Raw genomic sequence first — 12,301 nt, 5'->3', positions numbered from 1 at the left:
TCAGGGGCCCGACCAGTCGCCGTCCAGTGGGCGGGCCGCGTAGTCCCTGGAGTGGCCGTGGCCCGCGCTGCCCGTGCCGAGCAGCCCGCCGTCCCGGGCGAAGTGCGGGACGAACAGCAGGAGCGCCGGGTCCCCGTACAGGGCGACGCACAGCTGGACCTCCTCCGGCGGGCAGCCGTGCCGGGACGCCGGCAGCGGGCGGCTCTTCCGGAGCGACGCGAGCAGGTGCCGGCCCGCGCGGGTACGGTGCGGCACGCACCACAGTGCCGCCGCGGGCAGGACGACCACCGCCGCGAGCACCAGCTCGAGCGGTGCGCCGGGTGCGCCGAGCCCGGTCATCAGCAGGCCGGCGGTCAGGGTCACCGGCACGGCGGCGAGCAGCACGCGAGCGGTGCGCCACCGCCCGTTCGACCGCACGAGTCCTTCCACCCACACGTCGTCCCGTAGCCCGTCGAGCGCGTGCCGCACGGCGAGGCGGGAGGCCAGCACACGTACCCCGACCGGCCAGTGGAGCGCGCGGTGCGCCGCCAGCTGGAGCGGATCGCGGACGCCGATCGCGGGGCCGTCCTGCCGTATCGTGCCCCGGCGGCCGGCCGCGACCGCACCCCGCTGGTGCAGTGCGACGAGCGCGACGGTCAGGGCCGCCCGCCGCCCGCCCCGCAGCATGGCGACCGCCTGCGGCGTCAGCTCGGGCCGGTCGGGCGGCCCCCACATCCACAGCAGGGCGGCCGCGGCGGCCAGCAGCACCCCGCACGCTCCGATGAACCACCACATGTCCGTCGGCATGGCGCCCACCTCCCCGTAGGGGTGGTGCCCTGCCGGGAATGTGCGCGAAGCCCGAACGGCCGGGTTCAGAGCTTGATTTGAGCTTCGTGGGCCCGGGGAACGGCGTAAATCGCCTCTTTCGTTTCCCGCGCCCCCCGTGCCCCGCGCCCCGGGCGCACCGGACAGCGCGCCGGTGCCGGAATGCCGGCGTCAGGCGCCGGACGACAGGAGCTCGTCCGCGGGGCCGTTCACCGGCTGCGGGGTGCCCGTCAGGTCCATGACGAAGAGCGGGACGCCGAGGTCGTCGGCGCGGGCCCGGGCGTCGTCGGCGTAACCCGCGAGGGAGAAGAAGACGCTCACCGACGACGCACTCAGTCCGTTCAGCCAGAGGCATTCCACGGCGCGCAGGGTGGCCGGGCGAGTGGTGGGGTCGACCTGGGCGACGAGTCCCGGTCCGCGCAGGTCGATCCCGGAGGCGGACCGCTCCTCCGGCTGGACGACCTCCTGGAACCCGAGCCACCGCAGATAGAGCGCGGCGGCCGCCACGGCGTCGCGGGCGGTGCGGATCGTGACCGGGTGGAAGGCGGGGCGGGGCACGGGGGCCGTGCGTGGCAGCGGTATGTGCGCCGGGCGGCCCGGAGCGGACGGCGATGCGGGGGACGAGCCGGGCGACGCGCCCGCCGGTGTCCCCTGCGTCCCGGACGACGGGGCGGGTCCGGACCCGGTGGACCCCGCGGACCCTGCGGAGCCCGATGCGGCGGAAGCGGTGGTACGGGAGGACGGGGCCGACGCCGACGACGTCGGAGCCGCGGTCACCGGCCGGACCGGTACCCGCAGGACCGTGCCGCAGGGGCAGCCGAGCTCCGGCTGCGGCCACTGGTCCTGCCGCCCGCAGGCCTGGCAGCGGACGGTGACCCAGTCGTCGGTCCAGGTGCGGTGACGGATCGGCTCCGCGGGCGCGCCGCGCAGGAGCGGAGGGGCGAGCGGTGCCCCGCACGCGCACGGGTAGACGGGCGCGGCGAACGTGTGCGTACGGCGGCAGACCGGGCAGCGGACCGGCACCTGATCTCCCATGTCTGACCCCCTTCGGCGCTGTGGACACGCCTCGTGGTCCATCGTCCACCACCCGCCACCCCTTGGGGAGGGACTTCGGCCATCCCCCGTCCGGGTGTCGGCCGCTCTCCCTTGACGTCGTTGACCACGCGCTTTAGATTACTTCCGTATAGCAGAACTAAACTTCCGCATGTCGGAAATCAACTCGGAATCGACGCTCTCAGGTGGCGCGACAGAGCCCGATTCGCCAGGCCGAAGCAGGAGCACCCATGCCTCGTATGACCGCCGCCCGAGCGGCAGTTGAGATCCTCAAGCGCGAAGGCGTCACCCACGCATTCGGTGTGCCGGGCGCGGCGATCAACCCCTTCTACAAGGCCCTCAAGGAGGGTGGCGGCATCGACCACACCCTCGCGCGCCACGTCGAGGGCGCCTCGCACATGGCCGAGGGATACACCCGGACCAACCCCGGCAACATCGGGGTCTGCATCGGCACGTCCGGCCCCGCCGGCACCGACATGATCACCGGCCTCTACTCCGCCATCGGTGACTCGATTCCGATCCTGTGCATCACCGGCCAGGCACCGACCCACGTGATCCACAAAGAGGACTTCCAGGCCGTCGACATCGCCTCGATCGCGAAGCCGGTCACCAAGGCCGCCACGACCGTCCTGGAGGCCGCGCAGGTCCCCGGCGTCTTCCAGCAGGCCTTCCACCTGATGCGCTCCGGCCGCCCCGGCCCGGTCCTCATCGACCTGCCGATCGACGTCCAGCTGACCGAGATCGAGTTCGACCCCGAGACGTACGAGCCGCTGCCGGTCTACAAGCCGTTCGCGACCCGCGCCCAGATCGAGAAGGCGATCTCCTTCCTGCTGGAGTCCGAGCGCCCGCTGATCGTCGCCGGCGGCGGCATCATCAGCGCCGACGCCTGCGACCTGCTGGTCGAGTTCGCCGAGATCACCGGCACCCCGGTCATCCCCACCCTGATGGGCTGGGGCACCGTGCCCGACGACCACGAGCTGAACGCCGGCATGGTCGGCGTCCAGACCTCGCACCGCTACGGCAACGCGAACTTCCTGGAGTCCGACTTCGTCCTCGGCATCGGCAACCGCTGGGCCAACCGCCACACCGGCTACAAGCTGGACGTCTACACCAAGGGCCGCAAGTTCGTCCACGTGGACATCGAGCCCACCCAGATCGGCAAGATCTTCGCCCCGGACTACGGCATCGCCTCGGACGCGAAGGCCGCGCTGGAGCTCTTCGTCGAGGTCGCCAAGGAGCTGAAGGCCGCGGGCAAGCTGCCCGACCGCAGCGAGTGGATCGCCTCCACGCAGGAGCGCAAGGCCACCCTGCACCGCCGTACGCACTTCGACAACGTGCCGCTGAAGCCGCAGCGCGTGTACGAGGAGATGAACAAGGCCTTCGGCCCGGAGACGCGCTACGTCACCACCATCGGCCTCTCCCAGATCGCCGGCGCGCAGATGCTGCACGTCTACCGGCCGCGCCACTGGATCAACTGCGGCCAGGCGGGCCCGCTCGGCTGGACCATCCCGGCCGCGCTCGGTGTCGCCACCGCCGACCCGGAGGCCCAGGTCGTCGCGCTCTCCGGCGACTACGACTTCCAGTTCATGATCGAGGAGCTGGCGGTCGGCGCTCAGCACCGCATCCCGTACGTCCACGTCCTCGTGAACAACTCCTACCTGGGCCTGATCCGTCAGGCGCAGATCGGCCTGGACATCAACTTCCAGGTCAACCTGGAGTTCGAGAACATCAACGCCCCGGAGCTCGGCGTCTACGGCGTCGACCACGTCAAGGTCGCCGAGGGCCTGGGCTGCAAGGCCATCCGGGTCACCGAGCCGGACCAGCTGCTGCCCGCCTTCGAGGAGGCGAAGAAGCTCGCCGCCGAGTACCGGGTGCCGGTGGTCGTCGAGGCGATCCTGGAGCGGATCACCAACATCTCGATGAGCCGCACGATGGACATCAGCGACATCTCCGAGTTCGAGGAGCTCGCCACCGAGCCGGGCCACGCGCCCACCGCGATTCGGCCGCTCGCCTGACAGCGCGGCTGCTGACGGGGGAACGACGGCCCTCGCCCCGGGACTCACGGGGCGGGGGCCGCGCCGTGCGGGTCCGAGCCGGCCCGCGTCCGATCGGGGCGCCGCAGCCGCTGACCGGCCGGAGCCCGAACCGTTCGGGCGTCCCCGGCGACGCGCTGCGTTCGCTCAGGCGCGGAACGCCGCGGACCGTTCCGGAGACGCCTCGGCCAGGGCCTTGGTGACCTCCTCGACGCCGGCGCGCAGGCCGTAGACGGGGGTGCCGGGCTGCTGGCGCCAGGACACGTCGATGCCGCCGGAGTCCACGGTGTCGAAGCCGAGTTCGTCGATCAGGTCGCGGACGGTCTTCTTCGCGGCCTCGTCGTCACCGGCCACCGGAAGCGCCATGCGATCGGGGTCTCCCTTGGGCCGCGGTCGTTCGAGGATGTCCTGGGCGTACGTACCGTTGAACGCCTTGATGACGGAGTGGCCGATGTGCCGCTCGGTCCAGCGGCTCTCGGTCAGCCCCTCGTCCTCGATCCCGGTGAGCTTGCCGTCGCGCTCCTTCGGGTAGTAGTTGCCGGTGTCGATCACGGCGACGTTCTCGGCGGCCTCGTCGAACAGGCCGGACGGCAGGTCGGGCACCCTCTTCAGCGGTACGGTCACCACCACGACCTGTGCGCCGCGCGCCGCCTCGGCGGCGGTGACCGGGGTGGCACCCGTCTCCTCCGCCAGTGCGGTCAGTGTGTGCGGGCCACGTGAGTTGGCCACCGACACGTCGTGCCCGAGTGCGGTCAGCCGCCGGGTGAGGTTTCCGCCGATGTTGCCCGCGCCGATGATGCCGATCTTCATGGGGCTGTCCTCCCGGTTGTGCTGCGGTCAGGTGCCGCTTCTCGCTGCAACCGCATGATCGCCGGGTCTATTTCCGGTATCCATGGGTTCTCGCCGTATCGGCCGATACGCACCGGATGGCAGGAACACGATCGGCCGGTGACCTCTGCTCGCAGGCCACCGGCTGACTGGAGGCGGCGCGGGGTCCGCGCACCTGCTGTCGGGAGTCGGCATGAATTGATCCGTCCGTTCCGCTTGTGCTCTCTGCCGCACTCCCGTGTCCCCGCCAAGGAGCCCAGCCCCTCTGCCAGCCTTTGCTGAAGCCCCATCAGCCTGGCTTGCACAGTGCCGTGGCCGACGTGAGCGGCCGTCTCGTACCACTGCACTGCCTCGGCGGGGTCCCCGAGCCGTTCCTCATGGAGACGGCCCAGCCAGCACGCGCCGAACATGTTGCCGAGCCGCGCGGCCCTCGTGTACCAGTGGATCGCCCCATCGATGTCACCAGGGAGTCGACCGACGCCAGCTGCGGTTCTGTGCGTTTCGAGGCGCGGTAGGCGTCACCGCCTCTGGTGTGCTGGACCTGGCTCGGCTCAGGCCATATTCCCGCCGCCGGCATGGGACTGTTCCGGGTTCTTGTGCGAGGCGATCTCGTCGCGCAGCACGCTGTAGCGCACGATGTCCCGCCACCGCCCGTCCCGGAACACAGTGCTGCGCAGCACGCCCTCACGGCTGAAGCCGGACTTCTCCAGTGCGCGCTGCTCGGCGATGTTCTCCGTCTCGGTATCCGCCTCGAGCCTTAAAAAAACAGGTGTGTGGGCGAACAGGTACCGCACCAGCAACTGCTGGGCTCGGGTGCCGACACCGCGACCCCGGCCGTCCGGTAGCAGCTGGGCTCCGATGTTCCAGCAGTACGAGTTCCGCGAGGTCACGACCTTCCGCCAGGCCACAAAGCCGAGCCGGTCGGCGCCGGCCACCACCATCAGCTGCCCGCCATCATCGCTCAGCAGGCCGTCCTCGGCCCAGCGGCGCCGCCAGCGCCCCGGGTCTGACCAGCCCATCCATTGGAACGGCCCGGTCGCCTCCGGATCTGTCAGAAATTGCTCGAGCAGCGACAGGTCTTCCTCGATGACTGGACGCAGTATCACGTGATCATCACTCATCCCAGTCACCCTAGGTTCTGCCGACCGTATGGGTGACAACGGTGCTGCTGACCCGCCAACTGTCGTGCTGCGGCACGGTTCGTCGGGCTCCTCGGTGTCGGCGGCCCGAGTCACTCCTCGACAGCGCTCGGAATGAACTCGCCGGGCGCAAGCTCGTCGGAGGGCGTCCTGACGATCGTCTGTGCGTGCAGCTCGGCCAGGCGACGGTGTGAAGCGTCTCTAATCAGCTGAGCGATCCCATGCGGACCGTAGGGTCCGGCTCGGGTTCTGCCCACTTGGGCGGGGCAGCATGAGCGTGGAGATGGAATCCCGCGCCGAGTGCTGCCCCTCGCGGCTTGTGCCGGTTGGTGGGTGTGCTGATCGTGGTCACGCCCTGGTGCCGGTGGGCTGCGCGGGGCAGCGGGTTCCGGTCCGTTGGTGCGTGTCCCTCCGGACGCTGGCCAGCGCGACCGGGAGGCCGTGCTGGGGAGGGAACCTCACGTCGTCTGGGCGTGAGGCGGTTGGTTCGTGGCCGGGTGGGGCCGGTCTTGGACCGGTCCGCCCGGTAGGTCTTCGGGGCGGCCGTGATGACGGCCTTGGCTTCCATCGTGTCCACCATGGAGCGGATCACCATGGTGCCGCTGGTGCGGTCTGTGACGGTCTTGGTCTGGTGGGCGAGGCCGCGTGCGGCGATCCTGCGCCATGCGCCCTGGTCTCGGTCGCCCTGCCAGCCGCAGCCGGGGCAGATGGCCCACTTCCAGCCGGACACGGTGGGCCGGTCGGGGGATTTGCGGTGGCGGAGCGGGGTGAGGCAGCAGGGGCAGTGCTTGGAGGTGTTGCGCGGTGGAACGGTGACCACGGCGATGCCGACTTCGGTGGCGAGGTGGCGCATGCGGTCGGCGATCTGCCCGCGCACGGTCTGCGACAGGCGGGTGTTCTGGGTGCGGCCCATGCCCCCGGCTTCCATCGACCGCAGGTCTTCCAGGTAGATGACCGTGGCCCCGGCAGCAACGGCTTGGTCGACGGCCCAGCGGGCAGCCGACCAGGCAAGGGCGTCGTTGAGGTTGGAGCGACGCTCGCAGACGCGGCGGATCTCCTGCGCCAAGGTGGCGGCCTTGCCGTCCACAGTGGGGCCGCCGAGCCGGGCGTAGTGGTCGGTCTTGGCGTGCAAGCGTTCGCTGATGCGGCGGAGCCGGTACTGCTTGGCCAGCACACCGGCGGCGCGGAACTGCGCACCCGACCCGAGGGCGGTGATCCGGCCGTCGTCGTGGAGGCGGGCCGCACCTGCGCTGAGGAGAGTGTTCAGTCCCCAGTCCACGCCGAGCCCGACGGTGTGGCCGGTGCGGTGAGTCTTGGGGGCGGGGTGGGTGTAGGCGAGGTCGGCCCGCATCTTTCCGCCCGTGATGCGCAGGGTGGGCAGGTGGATCACCGCGTTCGCCGGAACGGTCGGGGGCAGAGTGATGGCGCAGGCCACCCAGGTCCAGTCCGCGTACTTCTGCGGGTCGGGCCGTGCGGGGAGCTGCAAGCGCAGCAGGGCCTTCGTCGGCTCCGTGGCGGATCGTTCGATGGTGGCCTGCTGCCCATCACACGCAGCCAGGAGCAGCATGCGCGGGACACGCGGTGCGGGCTCCAGCTCGAATACATCGGCTGGAAGACGGCTGTGCTTGCGCTCGAAGGCGGTGATCTGGCGGGTGCGGGAGCGGATGATGCTGGACGGCAGGTACTCGCTGCCCGGTATCGCGGCGCGCACCTGGTCCCACTCCACGGGAGTGCGCTCGCGCGGGTCAAAGGGCCAGGTCGCCAGGACCCCGGCAGCCACGTCGGCGCGCCACTTCACCGACCGCAGCGCACGCCCGGCCATCTCCTGCGCCATGCGCACGATCCGGTCGTTCACCTTCACCGGAGCGGTGACAGTCCACCCCAGGCGGCGCAGCGCCATCCAGGCATTCGAGGGGAGCTTGCGGCCTCCGGCGTCCTGACCGGAGGCCAGGCTGTCGACGTCCGGAGTGTTCCAGTGCTCGGCGATCAGACGCCCGGCCATGCCCCAGACGAGATCGAGGCACCAGCCGATCCGCTCCGTCAGCGCGGCGGCGGGGATGATCTCGCCGGTCTCCTCGTCCACGCCCGACCGAATCAGGGCGCGGACGCACGCGGTACGGGCAGTCTCGCCCTCGGCGAGGGGCAGTTTCCGGCTCACGCGGCCTCACCCTGGTCGCTGCACTGGCCGGACTCGGCCAGCAGACGGCGACGGTTCTCCGCGCTGCGCATCCCATACAGCCGCCCGGCGAACGTGGTCACCAGGGAGACGAAGTCCTCCAGCAGTTCATCCCTGCCGCCGAGCTTCTTCGGGTGCAGCACCTCCACGGTGACCCCGTACACGGCGAACAACCGCTTGAGCCAGCCCACCCCGAACCGGGCCAGCCGGTCCTCATGCGTGACGCGCACAACGGTCACTGTGCCGTCCGACACCATCGCCAACACCCGGTTCAAACCAGGCCGGTTCTCCTTCAAGCCCGAGCCGCGATCCTTGACGACCTTGACGATCTCACCGGTCGAAGTGGCCCGCAGCTCGGCTTCCTGGGCCTCCAGCGAAGACTCCTGCCCGGACGAGCCGGACACACGCACATACAGCAACTCCCGGCGCGGACGAGTAGTCGAGGAGCCGCTGCCGCGCTTCATGTTCTCGACATCCACCGAAGAGAACCGGCGCTCCCGACCGACCCACGTGAACGGAATCTTGCCGTCCAACGCCCACTGACGAAGCGTCATCGGGTGTATCCCGAGACACTTCGCAGCCTTGGACATACGCAGCAACTCCATGCCCACAATTATACATGCACAACACTAGGGATACTTAATGAAGTTGATGAGCCTCAGGTTCCTTCTTCGTGGGGCGGTGGTGAATGGGCGGTGCTGTGACCCAGCCGGCCACACCGCCCCTGTTCCTCACGGGACTCCGCAGGGAGTCTGCCGAGTCACTCGTTCGGCGGAGTGTCTCCACAGCAGGACCGAGGCATGTCGACACCGGTGCTACGGGCCCCTTTCAGGGCCGCGCCGTGCCGGCAAGGCCGATTCCAGTGGCACCTCGGCGGGGGAGCGGCGGACACTGGCAGTCCTGGCCGTGTGACCAGGAGTAGAGAGCGCACAAGCTCGTGGCTTCCGGGTTGCCGGCTCCGGCTGGCGTCGAGCCGGCATTGGCACCCGGCCCGGCCAGGGTGCCGACGTATCCGCAAGGAGCTCGCATGGTGGAGAAGTCTGTCGAGGTGTTGACGCCCGAGCCCGATGAACCTGCGCCCTCCAAGCGCAGCGACGTCAGCCCGGTGAGGGACACCGGGACGAATCTCGCGGAGGTTCTGGCCGACGTCATGGGTGTCGAGCGGGTGTCGGTCGACGGTCATTTCTTCGACGACCTCGGGGCCAACTCGTTGCTGATGGCCCAGTTCTGCGCCCGGGTCAGGAAGCGGCCAGACCTGCCGTCGGTGTCGATGAAGGACATCTACCGGTACCCGACGCTGCGGAGCCTGGCGGCGGCTCTCGCGGACGCGGCCCCTTCCCCTGCCGCCCAGCCGCCGGGCCCGGCCGAGCTGTCGGTCCCGGAGGTGCCGGCGGCGGTACCTGCCAGCACCTTGCGGTACGTCCTCTGCGGCGTGGCACAGCTCCTGGTCTTCCTCGGCTACTCCTCGGTCGCCGGATTCGTGGCTGTGCGGGGCCTTGAATGGGTCGCTGACGGTTCGGGTCCGGTCGACTTCTATCTGCGGTCCGCTCTCTTCGGCGGCGCCGGCATGCTTGCCACGTGCACGTTCCCGATCGCGGCCAAGTGGATCCTCATCGGCCGGTGGAAACCGTGCGAGTTCCCGGTGTGGGGTCTGACCTATCTGCGCTTCTGGACCGTCAAGGTGCTGATCCATGCCAACCCGATGGTCCTCTTCACCGGCAATCCGCTGTATGTGCTGTATCTGCGGGCCCTCGGCGCACGCATCGGCAAGGGCGTCACGATCCTGACCCACTCCGTGCCGGTCTGCACCGATCTGCTCACGATCGGCGCCGGCACGGTGATCCGCAAGGAAGCGTTCCTCCAGTGCTATCGGGCGCATGCCGGACGTATCCAGACCGGTTGGATCACCATCGGCCAGAACGCCTTCATCGGCGAGAAGACCGTGTTCGACATCGACACATCGATGGGTGACGGCTCACAACTCGGCCACACCTCGGCGCTGTACAGCGGTCAGTCGGTACCGGCCGGAGAACGGTGGCACGGATCCCCGGCGCAGCGCACAGAGCTCGACTACGTACGGGTCGACCCGAGCGCCTGCGGCACACTGCGCCGGGCCGGCTACGCCCTCGCCACCGTGCTCCAGACGTTCTTCCTGTACATGCCGTTGACCATCGGCCTCGTGTACATGGTGCTGACCGAGCTTCCGGCGGTCGGAAGGGTGCTGGCTCCGGGCACGGCGAACCTCACCTCTGCCGGGATCTACGTCGACGCGCTGCTTGTTTCCGCCGCTTTCTTCTTCGGAGCCCTCGTCCTGGGCCTGGCCGTGCTGTACACCGTTCCCCGACTGCTGAACCTGCTGGTCGAACCGGACAGGGTCTATCCACTCTACGGACTGCACTACTCGGTGCACCGCACGATCGCCCGCATGACCAACGTCAAGTTCTTCACCTGGCTGTTCGGGGACAGCTCCTACATCGTCTACTACTTGCGAGGCCTCGGATACGACCTGTCCGGGGTCGAGCAGACCGGATCCAACTTCGGCACCGAAGTGCAGCACGAGACGCCGTATCTGAGCTCCATCGGCAGCGGAACCATGATCGCGGACGGGCTCTCGATCATGAACGCGGACTTCTCGAGCACGTCCTTCCGGGTCTCGCGGACATCGATCGGAGCACGCAACTTCCTCGGGAACAACATCGCCTATCCCTCCGGGGCCAGGACCGGCGAGAACTGCCTCCTCGCCACGAAGGTGATGGTTCCGCTGGACGGCGAGGTGCGTGAGGGCGTGGGACTGCTCGGCTCGCCCTGCTTCGAGATACCCAGGTCGGTCGAGCGCGACAACCGCTTCGACCACTTCAGGACCGGTGACGAACTGCGCCGCAATCTGGCGGCGAAGAACCGCTACAACATCCGCTCGATGGTGTATTTCCTGTTCCTGCGCTGGCTGTTCGTGTTCGTGCTCACCGCGATGGGCCTCGTGACCATCGACCTCTACGGCATTCTCGGGGCAGCGGTGATCGCCGCGTACCTGGTGATCTCGCTCGCGTTCTCCGCCCTCTACTACGTCCTGGTGGAGCGTGGCATCGCGGCCTTTCGCGCGCTTCGACCGCAGCTGTGCTCCATCTACGAGCCGTACTTCTGGTGGCACGAGCGCCTCTGGAAGGTTCCCGACGAATACCTCGACATCTTCAACGGCACCCCGTTCAAGAACGTGATCTGGCGGCTCCTCGGGGTCCGGATCGGCCGCAGAGTGTTCGACGACGGCTGCTATCTCACGGAACGGACCCTGACCACCCTCGGCGACGACTGCACGCTCAACGCGGGGAGCAAGATCCAGTGCCACTCCCAGGAGGACGGCACCTTCAAGTCCGACTACAGCACCATCGGCGACCAGTGCACCCTCGGCGTCGGCGCCCACGTCCATTACGGCGTGACCATGGGCGACGGCGCGGTACTCGCCCTGGACTCCTTCCTGATGAAGGGCGAGGAGGTCCCCGCGCGCGCCCGGTGGGGCGGAAACCCCGCGGTGGAGGAGATCCCCACCACGAACCCGCCGCGACGCGCCGACGCCGAGACAGCTGAGGCGAATGAGGCGACGAACGTGGCGATCACCTAGGAGCGTGTCTCGGTAACGGGCCACTGGCCGGGAGGTCGTGATGGGCGGGATCGGTCGTGGTCGCCCGGTCAGCGCCTATGGGGCCGATGAGCGGGTCGGTCGGAGGGGGATTTCGGCCCGCTGAGGCCGGTGTGGCCGGCGGGTCAGCCGGCCAGGGCAGCGAGGCCGGCCGTTCCGGCGTGTCGGAAGATCTTGCGGAGGTTGTGGCAGGCGGCCAGCAGTCGCCACTCGCCGCGGGCGCCGTCCTCGCCGCGCAGGAGGAGTTGGCGGCCGTTCTGGCAGGTCATGATCTGGCCGAAGACGGGTTCGACGATGGCTTTGCGGCGGCTGTAGGAGGCCTTGCCGGGCTTGGTCCGCAGTGTGCGCGCCATGCGCTCCTTGAGCGTGGCGCTGGCGGGGATGCGTCCGCGGGGTGCGGGCGGGACCTGTTCGTCGTGGCCGAGTCGACCGGTGGCCATGAACGTGTCGGTGCCGCAGGCGAGTTGGCGCTCTTGGGCGGCTTGCAGGTTGGTCTCGGAGCAGTAGCCGGCGTCGAGGAGGGCCTGCTTGGGGTGGATGCCGGTGTTCTGCGCGGACTGATCGAGCATCGGGGTGTAGTTCAGCGCGTCCGAGGCGTTGGCGGTGATGTCGGCGGCCGTGATGACCTGATGCT

General features: G+C 69.3%; 9 protein-coding genes and 1 pseudogene. 2 read left to right on the top strand and 8 right to left on the bottom strand.

What is annotated here, in order from left to right:
- Positions 1–786, bottom strand: coding sequence for a TIGR04222 domain-containing membrane protein (locus ACFV9O_RS07695; RefSeq protein WP_385413680.1), 786 nt, complete (start codon positions 784–786; stop codon positions 1–3).
- A gap of 189 nt (positions 787–975) precedes the next feature.
- Complete coding sequence (locus tag ACFV9O_RS07690; RefSeq protein WP_385413677.1) at positions 976–1,839, bottom strand: hypothetical protein; 864 nt, start codon at positions 1,837–1,839, stop codon at positions 976–978.
- A 248-nt stretch (positions 1,840–2,087) separates the two neighbouring features.
- Between ACFV9O_RS07690 and gcl the strand changes: the two genes are divergently transcribed.
- Positions 2,088–3,872: a glyoxylate carboligase gene (gcl, locus tag ACFV9O_RS07685; protein WP_385413675.1), complete on the top strand. Its 1,785-nt coding sequence runs from the start codon at positions 2,088–2,090 to the stop codon at positions 3,870–3,872.
- 165 nt (positions 3,873–4,037) lie between these two features.
- Here gcl and ACFV9O_RS07680 read toward each other — a convergent pair whose 3' ends face one another.
- The 5 genes and pseudogenes from ACFV9O_RS07680 to ACFV9O_RS07660 form a co-directional block, all read right to left on the bottom strand.
- Positions 4,038–4,700 (bottom strand): NADPH-dependent F420 reductase, encoded by a 663-nt coding sequence (locus ACFV9O_RS07680; protein WP_385413672.1) that lies wholly within the window; start codon positions 4,698–4,700, stop codon positions 4,038–4,040.
- Positions 4,697–5,194, bottom strand: a pseudogene (locus tag ACFV9O_RS07675) (hypothetical protein); the annotation flags it as partial. The pseudogene ACFV9O_RS07675 and the gene ACFV9O_RS07680, both read right to left, overlap by 4 nt.
- 75 nt (positions 5,195–5,269) lie before the next feature.
- On the bottom strand, positions 5,270–5,839 hold the full coding sequence (locus ACFV9O_RS07670) for a GNAT family N-acetyltransferase (RefSeq protein WP_385413669.1): 570 nt from the start codon (positions 5,837–5,839) through the stop codon (positions 5,270–5,272).
- Positions 5,840–6,062: 223 nt separating this feature from the next.
- A complete protein-coding gene (locus ACFV9O_RS07665) occupies positions 6,063–8,015 on the bottom strand; it encodes a zinc ribbon domain-containing protein (RefSeq protein ID WP_385413666.1) in 1,953 nt (650 codons plus the stop codon).
- Positions 8,012–8,638, bottom strand: a complete 627-nt coding sequence (locus ACFV9O_RS07660) for an IS607 family transposase (protein WP_385413663.1) — start codon at positions 8,636–8,638, stop codon at positions 8,012–8,014. Before ACFV9O_RS07660 ends, ACFV9O_RS07665 begins: the two co-directional genes overlap by 4 nt.
- A gap of 422 nt (positions 8,639–9,060) precedes the next feature.
- Between ACFV9O_RS07660 and ACFV9O_RS07655 the strand changes: the two genes are divergently transcribed.
- Positions 9,061–11,649, top strand: coding sequence for a Pls/PosA family non-ribosomal peptide synthetase (locus ACFV9O_RS07655; protein ID WP_385413660.1), 2,589 nt, complete (start codon positions 9,061–9,063; stop codon positions 11,647–11,649).
- Between the two features lie 143 nt (positions 11,650–11,792).
- On the opposite strand, the gene ACFV9O_RS07650 is transcribed toward ACFV9O_RS07655, so the two are convergent.
- Positions 11,793–12,301 (bottom strand): transposase (locus ACFV9O_RS07650; protein ID WP_385413657.1); only part of this gene is annotated, 509 nt, incomplete at its 5' end.

Source organism: Streptomyces sp. NPDC059909, assembly GCF_042730885.1.
Lineage (GTDB): Bacteria > Actinomycetota > Actinomycetes > Streptomycetales > Streptomycetaceae > Streptomyces.
The sequence above is the reverse complement of the archived record's forward strand: the minus strand, read 5'-3'. Positions and strand labels throughout refer to the sequence as shown.

Bases quoted from the DNA above. Each gene is read 5' to 3' on its own strand.
- ACFV9O_RS07660 (WP_385413663.1), bottom strand. From the start codon at position 8,638: ATGGAGTTGCTGCGTATGTCCAAGGCTGCGAAGTGTCTCGGGATACAC.
- ACFV9O_RS07655 (WP_385413660.1), top strand. From the start codon at position 9,061: ATGGTGGAGAAGTCTGTCGAGGTGTTGACGCCCGAGCCCGATGAACCT.
- ACFV9O_RS07690 (WP_385413677.1), bottom strand. From the start codon at position 1,839: ATGGGAGATCAGGTGCCGGTCCGCTGCCCGGTCTGCCGCCGTACGCAC.
- ACFV9O_RS07695 (WP_385413680.1), bottom strand. From the start codon at position 786: ATGCCGACGGACATGTGGTGGTTCATCGGAGCGTGCGGGGTGCTGCTG.
- ACFV9O_RS07680 (WP_385413672.1), bottom strand. From the start codon at position 4,700: ATGAAGATCGGCATCATCGGCGCGGGCAACATCGGCGGAAACCTCACC.
- ACFV9O_RS07670 (WP_385413669.1), bottom strand. From the start codon at position 5,839: ATGAGTGATGATCACGTGATACTGCGTCCAGTCATCGAGGAAGACCTG.
- gcl (WP_385413675.1), top strand. From the start codon at position 2,088: ATGCCTCGTATGACCGCCGCCCGAGCGGCAGTTGAGATCCTCAAGCGC.